This is a genomic window from Brevibacillus reuszeri, from assembly GCF_002897295.1.
Lineage (GTDB): Bacteria > Bacillota > Bacilli > Brevibacillales > Brevibacillaceae > Brevibacillus > Brevibacillus reuszeri_A.
On the sequence record NZ_BEXF01000006.1, the window covers coordinates 276,221 to 296,097 of the forward strand.

Consider the following 19,877-nt stretch of genomic DNA (forward strand, 5'->3'; position numbering starts at 1 on the left):
AAAAAACGCTTATTGGGGAGGAGCCTGTTTAATGAAAAGTAGTTACTTGCCCACTACTGAATGGCAAGCCGTAGACCCTGCGACCGCGGTAATGGATGCGAAAAAGCTTGCAGAGCTAGAACCTCTAATAAAATCTGACTATGGTAACATCAACGGCATCGTAGTTGTACAAAATGGTTATCTCGCTTATGAAAAGTATTTTAACGGATATGGACCGGATGATACTCACCATGTGGCATCAGTTACAAAAAGCGTCCTGTCTGCACTCGTAGGCATTGCGATAGAAGCAGGATATATCAACGATGTCGATCATAAGGTGTTGGACTTTTTCCCCGAGTATGTTCCCATCGCTGCTGGATCACAAAAGCGGGAAATCACGATTCGCCATCTTCTCACGATGACAGCTCCTTATCCATTTGAAGACTGGCAAGAGCCATTGGACCAGCTGTGCATGCAGCCTGATTGGGTCAAGTATACGCTGGATATGCTGGGCCAAAATGGACAGATAGGAGCTTTTAAGTACTCCACTGCAGGAGTACACCTGCTTTCAGCTATCGTTACGCGAAGCACAGGAAAAAGTGCTCGCGAGTTTGCTAACGAACGCTTATTCAAGCCGATCGGCATGCAAGAAATTCCGGATTACGAGATGCAAGCCTTTGCATTTGATGATTTATTTGGGAGCAAGGTGAGAGGGTGGGTGAAAGACCCAAATGGAAACTCCACAGGTGGGTGGGGACTTACGCTGCATCCGCGTGATATGGCACGCTTTGGCTTGCTCTATCTCAATCATGGCATGTGGGGCACTCAATCGATTATTTCCAAAGCGTGGATTGAAGAGTCGACTGCGATGAATCCTTATCATTATGGCTATCTCTGGTGGCTGCGTGAGGAGGACGGCATTTTTGCTTATTCGGCAATAGGTGATGGAGGAAATGTGATTTGCTGCATTCCTGAAAAAAACTTGGTGGTTGCCATTGCCTCACAATTCATGATGAATCCACGGGACAGGTGGACACTGATTAAGGAACAAATTATATCTGCAGTGGAAGGGTAGTGAAAAACTTCCCTTTTCTTATAGGGGATAGCCAAAATGGAGGACCTCATTTAACATAAATGATAGTAATTATCATTATCTGTTTGTTTTTAAATGGCATTGAGGTACATACAGGATGGTAAAACAAGATTGTCTTTGAAAAAGGAGGATAACCAGTTTGGGGCAAAACATATCGGGGAACAGACAGATGAGCGTCTTTTCATTTCTGGATATGACGCTCATCACATGTCGTTCCGATGCACTCGAGAGTGAGACATTCGTAATAAATTACACCTTGCTCTACATTCTAAGCGGCACAGGGCAGCTTTTTATCGACGGTCAAAAGGTTGAATTAGTTCGGGGAAAAGCAATCCTTTTACTGCCTGCGATGCTGATTAAATGGAATCAGAGCGCTAATCACCCGCTTCATTACTATTGCTTGACGTTCCAGGAATTGCGGCAAGTCGCGGAGGGCGAGCAGATCATTTCATTAGAAAAGGTGACAGATGGCTCTATTTTTCCGCAGCACAAGCAATTATCAGCGTCTTATTGCAATGAATTAGCTAGCCTACTTCCTGACATGCATACATGTCTTATGAGTGCGAACAAGGAACGGCCGTACAAGCATCAGGCTATTTTTCATCAAGTGCTGGATGCACTGATCGAACGAAAAGAGACGGAAAGCTCGATAGATGGGAATGCTTCCATAGCGCTTGCCACAGCTTTCATGGAGCAGCATTTCGATCAAGAAATGAGTCGAGATACGTTAGCTGGCATCGCCAGAATGAGTCCCTGGTATTTCTCACATAAGTTCAAGGAAGTAACGGGTCATAGTCCCAGTACTATGCTACGGGACATCCGCATTCGCATGGCCAAAAAGCAGCTGCTACGACAGGATTGTTCGATCAGTGAGGTGGCACATCGCGTTGGTTATCGTGATGATGCTTATTTTCGCAGCATTTTCAAAGAGCAGGTCGGATTATCCCCTACGATGTTTTTGAAGCGGAAACGGGATAAAATTGCAGCATTAAGCTATCATTACGCCGCCCATCTATTCACCCTAAACGTCGTTCCTTATGCAACCTATGTTGAGCAAAAACGTGAAAACCACCGTAGACAGTTTCATCCCTCCATTGCATACCATTTGAGACGGGCAAGGAAACTGGATAAAATTGATATGGAATATAATTTTCAAGCATTGGTGCAAGCAAAGCCGGAAGTGATTCTTTGTGATGAGTTCTTTGACGGGCAAGAGAAAAGCATGCTTGAAAAGATAGCACCTGTTGTGGAGATCCCTTGGCTGGGGCTGGATTGGCGGGAGCATTTTCGAGAGATTTCCGCTTTTGTCGGGAAAAGAAGAGAAGCGGATCAATGGTTGTCCTCCTACGAGCGCAAGGCGCAGCTTATTCGTAAACAACTCAAGCTGAGACTTGGCGACGAGCGCGTTGCGCTGCTGCATGTGATGAATGGGAAGCTGCTTGTATACGGGATGAGGAATGGGGGCTCTGTCTTGTATCAGGATTTGGCGCTCACCCCGGTACAAAATGCGAGTGACATTGAGGTTTGCGAAGAGATCGAGATAGATCAGCTATCCTTTTATGATAGTGATAGATTGATCGTCGTCATTGATGAAGACAAGCTATCCAAAGAGGCATGGAATGAATTGCTAAAGAGTGAGAAGTGGTCTGCACTACAGGCAGTGCAGCGTGGACATGTTTCATTTGTACGAGAAATTCCGTGGCTGGAGTATTCGCCTTTTACACATACGATGGTGCTCGATGAAGCAGCGCGCCTGTTTGGGTAGTTGTGACCGCACAATTCCCTCTGTTTATTTCGCACCGATGTCCATGGAGAGTAAAGTAGCCATGTGCTACAATCTTCTGTGATAATGAGAATCAATATCTCAGGAGGGCACCATGAACGGAAAGAAAAAGGGCAATTTCTTACTAGGCTTTATCCTTTTTTTCCTGTTATTCCTATCAGCATGCGGGGCTCAGGAGTCTCAAAGCTCAGCAGAGCCGCCTGCTGCATATGCTACTCAGGAAGCTGCAAGCGATGCCAAAGCGCCAGTAGAAAATACAAGCCGCACATATCAAGACATCATCGGAGCTGTAGAGATTCCAGCTGAGCCTAACCGAATCGTAGCTCCTTATGTAGAAGACTCTCTCATCACACTTGGAGTAAAGCCAGCTATGCAATGGGCGTTGGGAGATTTGGTTCAAGAATATTTGCAACCGCATTTGACAGACGTACCAAGGCTCGACTTTACAGACGGTGTGAACATGGAAGCCTTGATTCAAGCGAATCCGGATCTGATTGTGCTCTATACGAAAAATTTGGCTGAGAATGGAGCGTATGATCAGTTCAACAAGATTGAGCCTACCTATGCTTTTGATGATGCAACGGTCGATTGGAGGGGAACGTTACGAAAACTCGGACAAATACTGAATAAAACAGATGTCGCGGAAAAAGCGATTCAGCATTATGATCAGAAAGTAGCGGAATCAAAAGAGAAGCTGCAGCCCTATACCAATGGTAAAACGGTTGCTGTCATTCGAATCAAGCCAAAGGAAGTCTTGTTGATGGACGGCACTTACTATAGCGGTCCTGTTCTTTATCATGACCTAGGCTTGCAGCCGCACAAGCTTGTTCGTGAGTTATCATGGGAGTACCATAAACCGCTTTCTTTAGAAATTTTACCTGAGCTGGACGCCGATTATATCTTCTTACTCGTGCAGGGAGAGGCGGCGCAGGTAAAAGCAAAGGAATTGACAGACAGCTCGATCTGGAAGGGCCTGCCGGCTGTCAAAAATGGACATGTCTTTGAAGTTGACAATACGTATTGGATGGCAAGTGGGGCAATCGCTAATGAAATGAAAATAGAGGATGTAGTGAAGCATATTGTTGCACCATAATTTGTTAATCACTATCTGAATGTCATGCCAAATCCTGCACATACTACCTCTACACTCAACCAATAACATCCAGAGGTGGTAAACATGGCAAACTCCAACACGATTCTAAAATACCAAGCAAGAGCAGCGCTCGATCAGCTCAAGTACGAAATCGCTGCAGAATTTGGCGTGAATTTGGGTGCAGACACGACATCCCGCCAAAATGGTTCTGTCGGCGGAGAGATGACAAAGCGGTTGGTACAATACGCAGAACAGCAAATGTTTCGCCTCTAAAATCCCTCTCTGGAGGGATTTTTTCTGTAGAGAATAAAAAAGATCTCGACGCCTCCCTAAAATTTGGTATGATGATATGAATTACCTTCCATGGAAAGGAGGTGAGATATAGTGAAGACGAAGCTTATTGTAATGGCTGGCATTGCGGGTAGCGGTAAAAGTTCGTGGGCAAAAGAAATTGCCAAAAAAGAACGAGCAACGATCATATCTACGGATGAAATCAGACAACGGCTCTTTGGTGACGAAGACAGGCAAAAACGAACCGCGCAAGTTTTTTACGAGGTCTATTCCAGAATGGAAAACGAGCTTGCGCAAGGAAAGAATGTCATCCTGGATGCCACCAATATTGACCGCGAAAAGCGGATGAAGGTTCTGTCGAAATTTCCAGATACGCAAAAGGAATGCTACTATCTGGATGTGCCTTATGCGATTTGCCTAGATCGCAATCGATCCCGAAAGCGAAAGGTAGACGAATTCATCATGACGAAGATGAGGAAAAACTTCCACTTCCCCATTTTGAATGAGGGGTGGGAGGGCATTTATCTTCTGCATGAACCAATGCCTTATTCGATTTCGAAAGAAGAATTTGTCCAGCTTGTAAAAAGTGAACCAGCTTATGATGATTTATTCGAGAAATTGAGCATGATCCCAGTTTTTCAGGAGATGCGCGGTTTCAATCAAGAAAACCTGCATCATCAGCATACGCTGTGCAAGCATACGTACCACGTGCTGGATTATGTGAATGCTTTTTACACTGAATCGGATAAGTTTTTGATGCAGGTAGTTGCCTTGTTTCACGATGCTGGCAAACCGTTTTGCAAGACGTACAAACCGTTAAAAGGTCAATATTCTTACTACGGCCATGAGTACGTTTCGGCTCAAATCGCTTGCCACTTCTTGAAAGAATTAGGATTCAAGGATGAGTTTATATTCCAGGTCGCTAACTTGATTCAGATGCACATGAAGATCAATTACGGCACTCAAAAGGATCTGTCTGAAATTTATCATTTGCTAGGCGATGAAGCTTTATGGAGGTTGTATTTCTTTAAAGAAGCGGATGCCTATGCCAAGTAAGTAGGTGAATAAAGCATGAGGAAAAAATACCCGAGAACCTTCCATTTACCTTGGTCGCGAACTAGAACTGACGATGATAAAATCTTGCGAACCATCACTCACTTCGAGGGAAGGGAAGTCGTAGTCACTGAAAAACTAGATGGCGAAAACACTACGCTATACCGGGATTACATTCACGCAAGGTCTATCGATAGTAAGGATCATGAATCGAGGCATTGGGTAAAAATGCTTCACGGCACGATAGCCTTCCACATTCCCGATGGCTGGAGAATATGCGGGGAAAATGTTTTTGCCAAGCACTCTATTCATTATGAGACGCTCACAAGCTACTTTTATGTGTTCTCGATCTGGAATGAGAACAATGAATGTCTGTCCTGGGATGAAACGATCGAGTGGGCATCACTTTTGGGCTTAGAAATAGCACCTGTTCTGTACCGAGGGGTCTGGAATGAGCAAGTGGTAAAAAGCTGCTACACGAAAGTATCGAGGTTTGGCGGTGAGCAGGAAGGATACGTAGTCAGAGTCACAGAGGGATTTCGTTACGAGGACTTCAAATGGTCTGCAGCAAAATTCGTCAGAAAAAATCATGTGCAAACGGATAAGCACTGGTTAGCGCAAGCTGTTGTGCCAAATGGATTAGCATCTAGTGTTTAGCTACGCTTTGTATGAAGGGATTGAGAACCATGTAATAAGGCCGTGGGAGTTTCTGTTATGAAAGCTCTTCGTATTCGAAAGATGGTTTTATACAATTCCCACACGATTGGGGATTGTCGAAGCTATTTTTGTTGCGATTCTCTATAGGTAGTTCAAAGCATGAAAATCCCTTTTTGATAAGGAACTTTCATGCTTTTTGTTACGTTCTGTACGAGGACGATTAGAGATGTGAGCCGCCACTTGCATCGATTAACTGCCCGGTGATCCAACGACTTTCCTCTGAGGCAAGAAATGCTGCAATATCTGCCACATCGTCTGGCTCGCCCCATCTGTTAAAAACGGACAAACCAGCTGCATATTTCTGTCCATCCGGATTTTGTAAGGTTCCAGCATTCATTTCTGTATTAATGATGCCCGGAAGAATGGCATTGACCGTAATATTGCGACTTCCAAGCTGACGAGCCAAGGCTAGTGTAAATGTGTTGATTGCCCCCTTTGATACGCTGTAGGTGAAAACACTAGGGGAGGCAGCTCGTGTAACAAAGGATGAAATATTGATAATACGTCCGCCATCTCTCAGGCGAGACAACGCATGCTGCGTAACAAATAGGGGTGCTTTGACATTTATGTTCAGGACCTCGTCAACCGATTCCTCTGTCGCTTCTTCCAGAGTCAAAATTTGCCCGATCCCTGCGTTATTTACCAAAATATCAAACTGATTTTCCCCAGTACGTTTTTGGAGCTCTTCATCGAATGTCGTATATAAATCACGTATACCATCTTGTGTAGTCAAATTTGCACCAATAGTAAAAGCGAAGCCACCATGCTGCAAAATCTCATCAACCACGCTTGCTGCTTCTTTTTCTCTTTGGCCGTAGTGCACAGCTACGATCGCACCTTCCCTCGCCAGTCGCAGCGCAATTCCACGACCAATCCCCCGACTAGCACCAGTAACTAAAGCAATTTTCCCTTTCAGCTTGCTCATATTCTCATCTCCCTGTTTTGGATTCATGTCAGTTATATCACAGGGTGATGATGGAAAAGTTGCTCTGTCATTCCACAGTTCATACAGAACCTTTTTGGCGAGGTTCACGCAGAGTCAATCCCCAGAACAGCATTGCGACAGCACTAACAATAGCACCCAACAGACAAACACCGTACCAGCCAGCGTAGCCATACACAGTGGTAGACGCGATTGAACCTGATGCGCTGCCAATGGAATAAAAGATCATGTAGCTGGCTGTGAGTCTGCTGCGAGCCTCAGGACGGACAGCAAAAATGAGGCTTTGATTCGTTACGTGTACAGCCTGCACAGCAAGATCTAGCAAGATAATACCTGCCCCCAAAACCCATAAAGAATACTCAAACGAATAGATCGGCCACCAGGATAATAGTAACAACAAAAGTGCAATCCCTGTCGTCTTTTGCCCGAGTCCACGATCAGCGAGCTGACCTGCCCGCGCTGCTGCGATCGCGCCTGCAACTCCAGCTAAGCCAAAGGCTCCAATAGCGGTGTGGGATAAAGAAAAAGGTGCAGCATGAAGCGGCAGGACAAGCGAAGTCCACAAAATACTGAACACCATGAAAATAAGCAGAGCTAATACCGCACGGATACGTAAGATGCGCTCCTTGGCGAAAAGAACGAGTGTGGATGTAAGGAGTTGCTGGTAAGCTAGCGACTCTTTCTTGTGTTCATCCGAAGGGAGCTTCAAGTACAGAAGAATGGAGATTGCCACTGTAAGTAAAGCGGAAGCGAGATAAACGGAGCGCCAGCCAGCCAAATCAGTGACGATACCGGCAAAAGATCTCGCGAGCAAAATACCAATTACGACACCACTCGTGACAAAACCGACAACACTTCCCCTGTTGCTTTCTTCAGACAAGGAAGCGGCATAGGAGACAAGCGTTTGGGTAACCACGGCGAGTAGGCCGACGACAGCCAAACTTGCAAATAGCATGTAAATGGATGACGAAAAACCAACACCGATCAAAGCAAAAATCATGAGAATCATGTGAATCATGATTAGGTGCCGGCGATTCATGAGATCACCAAGTGGCACAAGAAAGAATAGTCCGAGAGCATAACATATTTGCGTAACGGTAATGACAAGACCCACAGAGGAGTGACTCATTCCAAAATCATTTGCGAGGTTATCCAGTAAAGGATGAGCAAAGTAAATGGTGGCAACAGCCATCCCGCACGCGGTGGCGAATAGAATAGTTAAAAAGCGCGTGAAGGAAAAGGCAGAGTGAGTAGTTTCTGTGACCGATTCTGAATGAGACAAATTCTTTTGCCTTGCAGAGATGTCGCGAATCTCTCCATCTTGATGAGGATCTATCATGAGGCATTCCAGCTCCTTTTTCTTTTGAGTAAGTGGCAATTAAGTTAACTACCGATCGGTACATAACGGCTGTGAGGCTACTTTACAATCCGATTCAATCGTTTGTCAATGGTCATTTGTAGTTTTGTGATCAAACAACTTTTCGGGAAATAAATGTTGTGAATCAATTAAAAATACGAATCCTAATTTCCTTGCTTTGTTCCATTTGACACGATAAGAGTTAGTTGGTACTGTAAGTGTACCGAGTGGTATTTAACTATCTATCCCTATTGAAAATGGGATTATCCATAGAGAAAAGAGGAAAATGCTATGGTGCGACCACGTGAGTTTCAGGAGGACAAGGCACTGGAGAAAGCCATGCTTTTGTTTTGGGAGAAGGGATATGAGGCTACTTCCTTGAGCGACCTCACAACCAGTATGGGAATTCAAAAGCCTAGTATTTACGCTGCATTTGGAGACAAAAAGGATTTGTTTGAAGCAGCCCTGCGTAAATATATTCACGAGCATGCGGCCTTCTTCAGACGCCACCTTCAGAGCGGCTCCTCTGTGAAAGAGACGATTCACACGCTTTTTCAAGAGATTGTGGCTCAAGCCTATCAAGACGGCCGGAATCGGGGATGCTTTTGTATTAATACAATGGTAGAGCTAGCCCCCCATGAGCCAAGATTTGAAGTTCTAACACGAGAACATCAGCTGTATTTGACCGTCATTTTTCAGGAGACGATTGAGCGCGGGAAAAAAGCGGGAGTGCTTGGGCCGCATATCAATGCAAAGGCTCTGGCAAATACATTGGTAGTGTCGTTAATCGGATTGACCGTCATGATGAAATCTCGTCCGGATCGAACGTTCGTTGATCAGTCTGTAGAAACTGTCATGCAATTATTGGAATAGTCGGTGGTTCGAAGCGATGCAAAAAGGGTGGGGTTTCGGTTAATAAGAAAGACTGTCGGTCTTACTCGTCGACAGTCTTTTTGTGATGGACGATGATTGTGCAACCATCCAGCAATATATGTATGGAAATTACAGCAAGCTCTATCGAAGGATCTAAAATCGCCACATGAAGAAGATTATTTGCATTCAAATTTGATCTACATAACAAATGTTATGTAACCTAAAACTTACTATTCATTGATTTACGTTTAGTCACTGTTATGTAAGAACAGGCTCTGAGACAAGGTGCACCTATGCCATTTCTGGATGTTACTTGGAAGCTAAGACAACAATCGAATCAATGAACACAACAACCTGCAGGAGGGCAACACAAAAAAGCATATAGGCCAGCTTTCGGTTTTTATAGAATTCCAACGATCCCAAAGAAGCCATGACTACCGCCAAGCCCAGCATAGTAGCTAAGTGAAAAAAGGAAGCCCTTGTTATTAGGGACGTAATGGCGATGACAATAACAATGATGGAGAGAAGATTAAACCAAAAAGGATTCTTTTTCATTAGATTCACCCGTTTCATGTTAGTTAATCGTAATGCGCGCAGCAAAAGCAGACCCTGTCCTTTCTCTAAGATGGCCAGCTGGGAACTGGTTTGAACCGAATCCAGAGGCTATCCTGGCTCTTAATGATGATTTGATTGTTCTCTCAGAGGAAACATACCAATCGTTACATAAAGACGCTGCTACAGTTGCGTTCCATATGGATAATAAAGTTCTAGACTGGCTGCGCGTTAAGCTAACGGATAGGGTAACGGAATACAGGTTCTGAAACAATTTGTACCCAGTTCATAAATAACACCTCGCTTGTTCGACATCCAGATAAATTTTTTAACGGGTTTCTCATTCTATCTAATCGTAGTGAACGATATGTTGAATCCCATCTGGTAATTGACGTAACGCTGATCGTAAGAATGCTGGATAGAGAGGAAGAACTTCTAACTCTTCTAGAGGGAACCATTGGAACACCAGTTCAACATCCTTTTCAATGCCAGAATGGATTCTTTGCTTGTCAAGGACATTTGGCTGGTTCTCAATGTTGACAAGGTAGTAAAATGATAACTCATGATATCGTGTGTGGTCATGATCAAAAAAGTTTTCAACAATCCAGAGTAGTCGTTCAACGTTAACATCGATAGCGAGCTCTTCTTGAAACTCACGCCGAATAGTTTTTTCGGATGATTCCATTAACTCTGCTCTGCCTCCAGGTAAAGCCCAAAAATCATCGTGCAGATTGCGATGTAAAAGCACATACCCATCGTGAATTACAACACCAACAATACGATGGTTAAAAACACCATCAGAAAATTCCATACGAATCATCGTGGACAATCAAATACCTCCTAATTTTATGACGGGTTTTATAACTATGTTCAAATTTTACCAAAAAATTGAATTAATACAATGTGCATGAAGTAAAGGGGAGGAATTGCTGTGAAAAATGATGTTCAATTGTCTGACGCTGAGTGTGAACTGATTGCGTAAATATTCTAGGGTATTAACTGCTGTAAATGCTTTTCACTGGGAGGCTGGGTTGGAAAGTCTTGCGGAAGAGAGCTTGAAAAATACTAGTGGAGGATTTGATGACTTAAACTGGGAACTTAATCCTTCCAATTCTTTTTATACATATATGTTTAAGATGGAGGTAGGGATTAACAAAACGGTAATTTAGTAAAAATAGCCCCCTAGGTTGCCCTAAGGGTTCGTTGATGGATTATTCAACCGTAAATGTTGCAACTACATCAGGATATCCAGTTGCTTTAAAAGTAAAGATATATGTTCCGGTAACAGCGAAAGTTGCAGAAGTTGTTGGTTTAAATGGCAAATTGGGTTTAGTTGTGTCATACACAGCGATTGTCTCATACGTTTTCGGCCCTAGATTCGGAATAAACATAACAATTGATGTGAGTTTACTCCGCCAATTTGGATTGTCCGGAGTAATGTTAAAAAGGATTGGACTACCGACATTTACTGTTTGTGATTCGACTGTTGGTGTTACGCTATTCTCGACTTATCCCCTATTGTGTTTGAGGGTTTTCGTTCGAGCCTACACCGTGCAGGCGACTTTCATCGCACACGGCGTTCCATCAACGAATAAGAAAGAAAATTTACAACGGGCAAGCAAATTATACAGCTCGCATGACCTGATTTATAGTAGTTGTTTTCGACACAATACGTCGACTTGTCACAACACACGATTTGATAAATAGGAGGAAATGTCCGTGAATCTTAAACAACTGCCAGCAGATGCCAAAGTCAGAGCGTTCGATATGATTATCGATCGGTAATCTAGAGAAAGTAACCGGTCTGAGTTTGGCAGGGATGAACAAGAAGTTATTAAGTTCTTGAAAGAAATGTACAAGTCATAAGGATGATTTAACTTAACAATCGATTTGTTATATCAAGTAATAAGAAAAAGAGGCTTATCAGCCCCTGTGATATAGCGAATTATTTGCTCGTTGGTTCTTCCATGAACCATAGAATGTATGAACATTGCTTGCAAATAAGAAAAGGTACTTCTATTTGCCAACCAACCCGAATAAGGTAGCGCCCTTTGTATATAACTGGCGATAGTCCTTGTCAAAAAGGAAATGTTTACAACAAGGGCACGATATCGTTTGGGCTGCAGCTTCAAATTGCAATTCAACCGACTCCTTTACTCTTTTTAAGTAAATACGTATGGTTATACCAATTGTTTCAAAGAAGTCCGCGCGGAGTTTTCCATAATTCATGCACTTCATACTCATTCCAAATATATTTCTCAAATGACCAACCTTTTCGGATCCAGTGATCTATCAAATTGATAATATCCCTGACTAGTGGCTTTGGATGTGAATCTGCTGTATAAGTATTTGTGGTAAAAAACAGAAACAAAAGATGCCGAATAAGATGATCAATTTCCGCATCGAAAAGTCACTCCTTTATCAGTAACTTTTCCGACTGTAAAGAAAGATATCAACAAAGTTCAGTTAACATAAGAGAAATTAGGTTAGATCACTCGTCACTTTTACTAAAAAATCGAAAAGCGTAAAAACTTCCAACACCTAACATGATTGCACCTGCTAAACGGTAAGCATCTATAAAAGATTGTTTCATGATTTGAAAGCCAGCGGTATCCATTGAGCCAAACATAACTACTCGTAGATATTCGCTGGCAGCATCGTCCCCAAGGGTAGGGCTTTTTATCAAAAGATAAAAACCTATGACGGATACGAGAACAGAAACTATTTTCAAAAGTGCTGATTTCTTCATAACACTCATCCTTTGTCAGAAAGATACAACGAAATTTATAACAAATTATGTAAATATACTAACAGATCAATATGTTAAATGCCCTGGTGAACGATGATGAATTTCTCCTGAACAGCCCGATCCGCATTAGCTGCCAAGGTTGTTAGAGTTTTAGTCAGATCATCTCTGGTGAATTCAATCTCTCGTAGTGGCATTACCATTCTCGTCTTATAACAAAGTCGCCAGTGAGTAGAGGGATGAAGGACACAGAGAAAATAAGTGTTACCGGCTAAAGCATATGTCTTTGAGAAGGTTAACACCTTCATGACGGATCAACGTAATACCGTGGTAAATTAATCCAATGGGGTTTACTTGGGTTGAGGGATTAAAGGCAGGAATAGTTATGTTTTAGCTAAGAAACTGGAACCTAATGGTGCCAGTTTAAGGATCGATATTTGACTTCTGGAAACAGGAGAGAATTAAGTATCCAAAAACGATACCGCAAATAGTGGAAAACTTTGTTCCAATCGAGAGAATCGAAATGAAAGGAAAGTATGCCCCTAATGGCGAGAAGTAGATGAGAAATACGGTAGCTCCGAAAAGCGTAGGTATTCCAACAGCCAAGATTCTTATCCAATCATAGCTCAAACGACCGTCTACTTTAAGTATTCGAACAAATTTTGGAAGGGCGAACAGTAACCCGATCAATATTGGATAAAGCGAACTGTATAAGTTTGACGGAAAGGAATTGTATGTTCCCTTTACTCGTTCAACTAATACGAGCTCATATTTCATTAGAACGTCCAGTATAAAATAAACAATAATCATATAGCTTATATTTCCAACAAAGCGCGTAGTTTTTCGAATAAGAATCCCCCTCCTATTATTTTGCGATGAAAGTACCTGTAGTTTTGGGTTTTAACTTAATTTGAAAGGAGGTTCATGTAAAAAAGATCAAGAAAACAAAGCAGCCATTCTAAGATAACTATTCGACAAGAAAAAATGTAATGGACATAACAACGATGTAATTGTATTCCTGATATTTTTTAACATAAGAACATTACCCAAAACATGATTTACCAAATCATACCATCAATATGTGGTTGTTAGCTAGAGATCAATGTAATTAGGCGTATCGACCTCAAACGTGGCGAGATCATAGAATCGAATGTCTGACAAAGCAGTGAAAATAAACGCTAGATGGTTTAGGTACATAGCTCGTTGTGACGCAAGCTTGCTTAAACAGCTGGCTCGAATGGTAAAGGATCAGGCTCGGAAAATCACAAACCAAAGATCAATCGGCTGCGGTGAGTATATGGTCGCCAGAAGCAAAGAGGAAGCACTCTATTTCTACAGTAGCGAAATCGCAATCGTTAAGAAGACGAATACGTCCGGCAACTTCATGATTTGGATAGTTTCAGGGATGAAATCGTGCTGAAGCACATGATGAAAGCAGAGGCTTTACCAGCCTATACTCATTCGGATTCGGCATATTAACACAACCGTAATTCCGGAAAAGACATAAAAAGTACTCAAGAAAAAAACCTCGGAATATCCGAGGGACTGTTGATGGAACAAAATTAGTCTACAGTTACCGTAAACCTGTTAATCGCCGTACCCCCTTTTCCATCAGAGGCAGTAATGGACACCAAAACTACTCCAGTGCCAATTTTAGTCAGTTGTAAATGACCCGGAAAAGATTCGGATTCTGTTACAGTAAGGATACTCTCATCTGAAGACGTAAAAGAGAAGGTTAATGGATCTCCATCAGGGTCAGAAAAACGTGTTTCGAAAAGTATGAGCATAGTGGCTGACATAGTGAAATCAAGTATTGGTGTCATTATAGGGTTTCGGTTTGTTGGTACGCTAATCTCGACTTATCCCCTTCTCTATGTGAGGGTTTTCGTTCGAGCCTACACCGTGCAGGCGACTTTCATCGCACACGGCGTTCCATCAACGAATAAGAAAGAAAATTTACAACGGGCAAGCAAATTATACAGCTAGTATGTCCTGATTTACAGTAGTTGTTTTCGACAGAATCATTAGTTAAAACGTGAACAAACCATACGTTTTGTAAAATGTAAAGGCTCTATACACACTAGTGATATAGAGCTCGTTAACGGGTCACTGTACCCAAAAGTAACTTTGTATTTTGAATTATATGTGATAAGGAACGGGATAGCTTGTCAAACATGGATGGTTGATTGATGGGGGCTAACACTCATGGTAAGTTCGTTTGGATTCTTAACCTAAATCAAAGTAGTTCCTTCGATTTTCTTCGTACCTTCGAAGCTGTTATGAGTTGCTTGGAACGTTCTCAGTTAAAGCACGTATGCATCTTTTTTGAAGCAGTCATGGAAGTCCAGTGGGTGAATATACGAATCGCGCGGTTGTATGGAGCAGATCCGCAAGCCTTGATCAGCGTGAGACGGGCATAATAATAACTTGGAAATTTAAAACTCCTCCGAACTTGGAGGAGCTTGTAACTACCTAAATTGGGGTTACTCGAAACATTCCTGTTAAAGAAGGATACTGATTAAAACCATATTTCTCATACAGTTTCTTACCCTCGTTAGAAGAAAAGAGACCAATGAAAGCTTTATCGGGAGCATTCCCTTGTAGAAAGGACATGAGTTTGTCCATAATCATTGTCCCAATCCCCGTATTTTGAAACTCCGGAAGTACAACAATATCTTGTAGGTAAAAATAAACGTAACCATCGCCAATAATTCGGCCCATGCCAATTATTTTACTTTTAGAAAGAACAACAACGGAATACAAAGAATTTTCAAGTGAGTCATTTATCACATTGAAATTCATCATCTTTTCCCAGCCAACTGAAACACACAATTGATGAAACTCTTCTAGAGTAGGGGTACGTTCTATAATCTCAAATGACATATAACTCCTCGCTTTCAAATTTTCTATGTCTGAGGATATATCTTCATTTGAGACACCCCCTAAGCGTTGAGTTGTAAAAATATTACCATTTTTTGTTTTAATACCTCAAGTACTTTTTAAAAGAACATTTATCTAAATGTGTTAAGAGTCTACCTACTTGTTTTTTGATTCGAATATTTCAAGTTCCTTTATCCATACTTGGATAAGTTTTTTCAGAAACATCGTAGAAATGCTGCATTTATATCTATATAAATGATTGTCTTCTATATTCTCAAATAGATAATTAATTACGTTTGTCGTATCACTAAAAATCTCTAGCCTGCAAGCATTGCCTCTAAATTGTTCAAAATTCGAAGAACAAGAGATAACCCTATCAATTGCGTCCAAATACCACTTTGCTGAATATACAGAGATATCCGAGGAAAATAGATCAGATAGTGATTCATAACCAACCGGAAAGACTACGCATAAAGTTATAATTCCGTTGCTCAATTCCATTTCCTTAATTTGGTAGGATAGCTCCATCAAGATACCACCTTATTAATCTAAGAAAAGCGATATTCATTTATTAAAATAGTTATTCATTTAATTCAAGGGCAGAAGCAAATAAGAATCAAATGGTGATGAGAGTGCACAACTGTAAAAATGGAACTAGACACGTCCTTGGTAGAAGGAAATTATAGGATAGTTTCTTATATTTCCAAACCTAGTTTTTCAACGAGACAGTCTCCATTTTCTATTTGCTAGTACGCTACGCGTTTTTCATTCTTATAATCCCAGCCATTTTGTAGAGCATGCTTTACTATTTTGGCACATGTACCTGGTGTACAAAAATTAGCATACCAATTTATTGACCAAGAAAATAAGATTAAGAAGTTGTTGAAGGTGCATTTGCTGATCGAGATGGAATACGTTTACATTGGAAAGCCATGAAAATGAAGATACTGTTCATTCAAGAATTCAAAGAGGCGGGAGCACATCGCCTCAAACATTGTGCAACTAAGCGTATCGTAGCCCATGACCGTTGAATAACTCGCGGACAAAAAAGAGACTAATATGTTATACCAATCTCTACCCCACAGAAACGTTTGGATGACTTCGTTCCGTACCTGTTATGCGTCTAACTCGATTCCTGCCCAGTTTCTGAGGTATTGTGATGCTCGTAGCTCCTCTTCGAATCTTCGGAATTCCACCTCTTGTAAATGTATGTCAGCGAGCATGTACTCAAATCTGGCGGCAAGATCCAACTCGCCCATGGCTACAGCAATTTCGGCCCGAGCAGCCAGTAGTCTTGCTCGCTCGGTACCACATTTGTCCTCCGTTTCTTCCAATGCACGGTCGAGAATTTTGGCTGCTGCTTGATCATTTGCATAGATATCACGTAGAAACCATACCTGATTGAGGATTTCATCTGTGTGATCTCGAGCTTCGAGGTAGAGGGGAGGCATATAATGCTTATCCATGTAAACTAGCATATTGCCAAAGGGGTCGAAGAGTCGAAACTGACTACCATCCCGTGAGCGTCGCGTAATACGGGGAAAACCGCTGAGAGGTACAGTCCCGAGGTTGTTCTTGAGATTATTTGCAAAACGATCATGGAATTTTACCAATTCGGTCACGTTTATGATGAGGGCACCAAACGCTTTCCTACCTCCAAATTGGGCATAGCTAGATGTCATAAGCCAAAGATCGCCATCCCGGACTTCCGCGAATCTGTATGGAAATGTCTCGTCACGGACGATTTCAAACCCAAGCGCACTATAGAATGCAACGCTTTCATCAACGTTGTCGCTCGGTATCATTGGTTGAACACTTATTGAATATTGCGCCATATCTTTCACTCCTGTTGAAATGGATTGTAAGAACTTTATACGCAATGTTTCGGTCAATATTGTTTTGAGTTGTGCGAAAACCATATTTTACCTTAAAAGGGTTGGTATTTCAATATGCTGGTGCTTACGTTCAGAAAGGGTTTTAAAAGATTCGTGAAGGTACACAGTAGTGCAGCTGCTCCGATCTAGAGACAGATTACTCAGAATGTATATAGAAGTGGCGGAATGAACGGTGCAATGGATCGCTGCTGCCAAAGAGAAGGTCAAAAAGGTCATACCGGACAATGCAACCTTCTTCATTTTGGAATCGGCGGATAAAAATACATTTACCTAAGGAAAAAATTTTGGACGTGGTGGACAAGCCGTGTATCTGGGGCCGGGATTAAAACCGCCCGTTGCGGTAACCAAATACATTTTTGAAAAGCAGTGGGTAGAGCTATCTAATGAACAGTTACCCAAGTATGTCCGAGACTATATCATCCTGACATCAAACGAGCGTATCATAGAAGACCTCAAAGCAGATCCGATCTGGTCGACTTTGGATGCGGTGAAAAACAATCGTATTTACACATGAAAAGAAGAGCGTTCCTGGTATTACCACCCGATTGCAGCCCTCTCACAGACGGAGCAGATCACAGACTAGTTGACAAAAGTACAACAAACAGAATAGTCGCATGTACAGAAAAGGGCTGCCTCAGGCAACCCTTATCTTCCTCTGTGCTTTTCTTTTGCTTTCTGGATCTTCAGCAGGTATTTTTTCTCCTGAAGCAGTTCATCTTTTTTCTTATTTGTTGCTTTTCTTTCCTTTTTACGTAACGCCAGATCGAGCTTCATGGCTTCTTGGGCAAACGTGGAGACGCCTGTCGTCCTCATTTCCTTGGCAACCTGCCTAGCGAGCCGCTTCGGATTGACTTTTTGCTCCGATGCCTTCCTGATGTCGACCTGCTCCTTACTGGTTGACAGGAGACCAAGCATCTGATGCTGCACAAAATCCATTACTTCCGCATCTTTTGGCTCAGGACCAAAAATAAACTGGGAAGCTTTTAATTTTGTCCCTTCCTGAAGCTCAACGACTCCTACCCAATACTGACCATTGAAAAATACGGTTAGTTTCAAGTTAACCGCCCCCTTTATTTGAATCCGAATGATGGACATCCCAAGGGGGGAAGGTTACTGACAGGGGATATGAGTGTATCTCACCTGCGTCCGGACTACCAACCGGAGCTGTGTTTTTACATTCTACGTCAGATTATCTAATCATTTTGTATTGTTTGCAAGTGGGGGAAGTCGCTTATTTTTATCCCTCAGCGAATGTGACAGGTTTATTTGTTCCAAAAAGGAGGCAAGCGACTATACCGCAATGACGTTGATCACGTATTTATAGAGAAGGTGCAATGGAAAAAGGAAATGAGTATCCCTCACAGCGGAGAGAAGGAGGTCAGAGATGGCTATCCCGAAGCGTACACCGGCAAAAAAGAAGCCCTATATCAATCATCAAGGATTCCAGAACACGCCGAAAGCGCCTCGACAAAAAGTTGCCCACGTAAAACAGTCTGAACAGCAGCAAGATACCGAACATGACAAGGATTTTCACAAGAGAAGCATAAATGGGCGTAAAAAATCAATTCCTCTCCAAAAAGGGCAGAAGAAATATTCAAAACCAGTAACGAAGGCTCGGTCAAAAGTGACGAAAGCCAGCTCACCATCATCGGCCCCCACTGTTTTCTTTCAAAAAGAGATGGATGATGACCAAAAGCCTGACAACCGGAAAGAGCATTCAGAACTACTGGAGGATACCACATCAGCTCAAGAGGGCGACCAATCATCCACCTTGCCTCTACAGGAGATCCGTAAGCCAGTACCAGATGATCACACCACGGAAAAACGCTTGTCTGAAAGCTCTGCAGCACCGCAAGCCAGAACTAACAATCAAGTAATCCTAGCAAACATTGCTTACAAAGACCAAGCTGGCGCTTCCTTGATCCAGGTACCGCTCCTGGAAGAAATATGGGAGGTGGATTGGGTCCAGTCGATTGATGTGATTTGGAAAAAAGACTGGGTAGAGATTCAAACAGATATAACGATCAACATTCAGGACATTCGCCAGGATTTCCATAAAAAAATTGTATGGATCAAGGGCGATTTAGAGCTAACGGCTAAAGGGACGTCCACTGAAACGAACAAGCTGGCACATGAAACCTTATACTTTCCTTTTACCTCTACGATTTTGCACCCTGCTATTGCGAAGCGAAGCATGGAACCCGATACGATGTCGGAACAACAACCCGCTGCACTAGACGAAAGATGGATGGAGACAGGAGACTGGAAGGCTATGCTTCTATCAGATCCGTTCAATCATTTTTCGTCAACATCGGGAGAGTACCATGGGCTGGCAGCAATTAGCGGGCGAGTATGGTGGTTTCGAAAACAATTCATCCCCTTGCACATGATTCACATAAAACCAGATTCCTAAGGTGGCAGCTATGTGAAGGATTTGTCACGTAAATGAGTGGCTAGCTATTCCTTTCCTTCCTTAAAAACGAGTTGTAGCCACAACATAGCGGGAATGACACTAGCAAATTTGCAATGGCACAGGGGATGAATCTTGAGCCACACGAAATTAGGACATGCCTCTATTCTCATGCTCATTTTAATCCTTTTGCCATACATAATCGCATCTCT

The 19,877-nt window shown here is 42.4% G+C and carries 18 protein-coding genes and 1 pseudogene; 9 read left to right on the top strand and 10 right to left on the bottom strand.

The annotated features are described in order from the left end of the window. The first annotated feature begins 31 nt into the window (after positions 1 to 31). The 6 genes from C3B52_RS12590 to C3B52_RS12615 all read left to right on the top strand — a co-directional run bounded on the left by C3B52_RS12590 (position 32) and on the right by C3B52_RS12615 (position 5,949). Positions 32 to 1,054: a serine hydrolase domain-containing protein gene (locus C3B52_RS12590; RefSeq protein WP_103106427.1), complete on the top strand. Its 1,023-nt coding sequence runs from the start codon at positions 32 to 34 to the stop codon at positions 1,052 to 1,054. A 157-nt stretch (positions 1,055 to 1,211) separates the two neighbouring features. Continuing rightward, the gene (locus C3B52_RS12595; protein WP_103106428.1) at positions 1,212 to 2,837 is read left to right on the top strand and encodes a helix-turn-helix domain-containing protein; all 1,626 of its coding nucleotides are present in this window, start codon (positions 1,212 to 1,214) and stop codon (positions 2,835 to 2,837) included. A 112-nt stretch (positions 2,838 to 2,949) separates the two neighbouring features. Continuing rightward, complete coding sequence (locus tag C3B52_RS12600; RefSeq protein ID WP_103106429.1) at positions 2,950 to 3,948, top strand: ABC transporter substrate-binding protein; 999 nt, start codon at positions 2,950 to 2,952, stop codon at positions 3,946 to 3,948. 84 nt (positions 3,949 to 4,032) lie between these two features. Further along, a complete protein-coding gene (locus C3B52_RS12605) occupies positions 4,033 to 4,221 on the top strand; it encodes an alpha/beta-type small acid-soluble spore protein (protein ID WP_103106430.1) in 189 nt (62 codons plus the stop codon). Positions 4,222 to 4,332: 111 nt separating this feature from the next. After that, entirely contained in the window at positions 4,333 to 5,295 is a 963-nt protein-coding gene (locus C3B52_RS12610) for an AAA family ATPase (protein WP_103106431.1), read from the top strand. 15 nt (positions 5,296 to 5,310) lie between these two features. Beyond that, positions 5,311 to 5,949, top strand: coding sequence for an RNA ligase family protein (locus C3B52_RS12615; RefSeq protein ID WP_103106432.1), 639 nt, complete (start codon positions 5,311 to 5,313; stop codon positions 5,947 to 5,949). A 220-nt stretch (positions 5,950 to 6,169) separates the two neighbouring features. Here the strand turns inward: C3B52_RS12615 and C3B52_RS12620 are convergent, their stop codons facing one another. Both C3B52_RS12620 and C3B52_RS12625 read right to left on the bottom strand, forming a co-directional pair. Next, entirely contained in the window at positions 6,170 to 6,934 is a 765-nt protein-coding gene (locus C3B52_RS12620) for an SDR family oxidoreductase (RefSeq protein WP_103106433.1), read from the bottom strand. 79 nt (positions 6,935 to 7,013) lie between these two features. Further along, on the bottom strand, positions 7,014 to 8,291 hold the full coding sequence (locus C3B52_RS12625; RefSeq protein ID WP_103106434.1) for an MFS transporter: 1,278 nt from the start codon (positions 8,289 to 8,291) through the stop codon (positions 7,014 to 7,016). Between the two features lie 309 nt (positions 8,292 to 8,600). On the opposite strand from C3B52_RS12625, the gene C3B52_RS12630 reads away from it, so the two are divergent. Beyond that, positions 8,601 to 9,182, top strand: a complete 582-nt coding sequence (locus tag C3B52_RS12630) for a TetR/AcrR family transcriptional regulator (RefSeq protein WP_103106435.1) — start codon at positions 8,601 to 8,603, stop codon at positions 9,180 to 9,182. A 309-nt stretch (positions 9,183 to 9,491) separates the two neighbouring features. Here the strand turns inward: C3B52_RS12630 and C3B52_RS12635 are convergent, their stop codons facing one another. The 7 genes and pseudogenes from C3B52_RS12635 to C3B52_RS12680 all read right to left on the bottom strand — a co-directional run bounded on the left by C3B52_RS12635 (position 9,492) and on the right by C3B52_RS12680 (position 17,195). Next, the gene (locus C3B52_RS12635; protein ID WP_103106436.1) at positions 9,492 to 9,737 is read right to left on the bottom strand and encodes a hypothetical protein; all 246 of its coding nucleotides are present in this window, start codon (positions 9,735 to 9,737) and stop codon (positions 9,492 to 9,494) included. 346 nt (positions 9,738 to 10,083) lie between these two features. After that, positions 10,084 to 10,554 (bottom strand): NUDIX hydrolase, encoded by a 471-nt coding sequence (locus tag C3B52_RS12640; protein WP_235615696.1) that lies wholly within the window; start codon positions 10,552 to 10,554, stop codon positions 10,084 to 10,086. A gap of 391 nt (positions 10,555 to 10,945) precedes the next feature. Then, positions 10,946 to 11,200, bottom strand: a pseudogene (locus C3B52_RS38400) (hemoblobin-interacting domain-containing protein); the annotation flags it as partial. Between the two features lie 1,025 nt (positions 11,201 to 12,225). Further along, positions 12,226 to 12,483: a hypothetical protein gene (locus C3B52_RS12650; protein ID WP_103106439.1), complete on the bottom strand. Its 258-nt coding sequence runs from the start codon at positions 12,481 to 12,483 to the stop codon at positions 12,226 to 12,228. A gap of 1,559 nt (positions 12,484 to 14,042) precedes the next feature. After that, positions 14,043 to 14,333: an Ig-like domain-containing protein gene (locus tag C3B52_RS38190; RefSeq protein ID WP_373419722.1), complete on the bottom strand. Its 291-nt coding sequence runs from the start codon at positions 14,331 to 14,333 to the stop codon at positions 14,043 to 14,045. 619 nt (positions 14,334 to 14,952) lie between these two features. Further along, complete coding sequence (locus C3B52_RS12670) at positions 14,953 to 15,363, bottom strand: GNAT family N-acetyltransferase (RefSeq protein WP_103106443.1); 411 nt, start codon at positions 15,361 to 15,363, stop codon at positions 14,953 to 14,955. Positions 15,364 to 16,475: 1,112 nt separating this feature from the next. After that, the gene (locus C3B52_RS12680) at positions 16,476 to 17,195 is read right to left on the bottom strand and encodes a hypothetical protein (RefSeq protein ID WP_103106445.1); all 720 of its coding nucleotides are present in this window, start codon (positions 17,193 to 17,195) and stop codon (positions 16,476 to 16,478) included. Positions 17,196 to 17,559: 364 nt separating this feature from the next. Here C3B52_RS12680 and C3B52_RS37300 point away from each other — a divergent pair, with 364 nt between their 5' ends. After that, positions 17,560 to 17,769: an ABC transporter substrate-binding protein gene (locus tag C3B52_RS37300; protein WP_235615687.1), complete on the top strand. Its 210-nt coding sequence runs from the start codon at positions 17,560 to 17,562 to the stop codon at positions 17,767 to 17,769. A gap of 131 nt (positions 17,770 to 17,900) precedes the next feature. Here the strand turns inward: C3B52_RS37300 and C3B52_RS12690 are convergent, their stop codons facing one another. Continuing rightward, a complete protein-coding gene (locus C3B52_RS12690; protein ID WP_103106446.1) occupies positions 17,901 to 18,311 on the bottom strand; it encodes a YjdF family protein in 411 nt (136 codons plus the stop codon). 328 nt (positions 18,312 to 18,639) lie between these two features. Here C3B52_RS12690 and C3B52_RS12695 point away from each other — a divergent pair, with 328 nt between their 5' ends. Beyond that, on the top strand, positions 18,640 to 19,668 hold the full coding sequence (locus tag C3B52_RS12695) for a hypothetical protein (protein WP_103106447.1): 1,029 nt from the start codon (positions 18,640 to 18,642) through the stop codon (positions 19,666 to 19,668). The last annotated feature ends 209 nt before the right edge of the window (positions 19,669 to 19,877 follow it).

Excerpts from the sequence above, each read along its gene's own strand:
- C3B52_RS12650 (WP_103106439.1), bottom strand. The coding sequence starts at position 12,483 with ATGAAGAAATCAGCACTTTTGAAAATAGTTTCTGTTCTCGTATCCGTC.
- C3B52_RS12615 (WP_103106432.1), top strand. The coding sequence starts at position 5,311 with ATGAGGAAAAAATACCCGAGAACCTTCCATTTACCTTGGTCGCGAACT.
- C3B52_RS12630 (WP_103106435.1), top strand. The coding sequence starts at position 8,601 with ATGGTGCGACCACGTGAGTTTCAGGAGGACAAGGCACTGGAGAAAGCC.
- C3B52_RS12695 (WP_103106447.1), top strand. The coding sequence starts at position 18,640 with ATGGCTATCCCGAAGCGTACACCGGCAAAAAAGAAGCCCTATATCAAT.
- C3B52_RS12670 (WP_103106443.1), bottom strand. The coding sequence starts at position 15,363 with ATGTCATTTGAGATTATAGAACGTACCCCTACTCTAGAAGAGTTTCAT.
- C3B52_RS12640 (WP_235615696.1), bottom strand. The coding sequence starts at position 10,554 with ATGATTCGTATGGAATTTTCTGATGGTGTTTTTAACCATCGTATTGTT.
- C3B52_RS12625 (WP_103106434.1), bottom strand. The coding sequence starts at position 8,291 with ATGATAGATCCTCATCAAGATGGAGAGATTCGCGACATCTCTGCAAGG.
- C3B52_RS12600 (WP_103106429.1), top strand. The coding sequence starts at position 2,950 with ATGAACGGAAAGAAAAAGGGCAATTTCTTACTAGGCTTTATCCTTTTT.
- C3B52_RS12680 (WP_103106445.1), bottom strand. The coding sequence starts at position 17,195 with ATGGCGCAATATTCAATAAGTGTTCAACCAATGATACCGAGCGACAAC.
- C3B52_RS12635 (WP_103106436.1), bottom strand. The coding sequence starts at position 9,737 with ATGAAAAAGAATCCTTTTTGGTTTAATCTTCTCTCCATCATTGTTATT.
- C3B52_RS12620 (WP_103106433.1), bottom strand. The coding sequence starts at position 6,934 with ATGAGCAAGCTGAAAGGGAAAATTGCTTTAGTTACTGGTGCTAGTCGG.
- C3B52_RS12605 (WP_103106430.1), top strand. The coding sequence starts at position 4,033 with ATGGCAAACTCCAACACGATTCTAAAATACCAAGCAAGAGCAGCGCTC.
- C3B52_RS12590 (WP_103106427.1), top strand. The coding sequence starts at position 32 with ATGAAAAGTAGTTACTTGCCCACTACTGAATGGCAAGCCGTAGACCCT.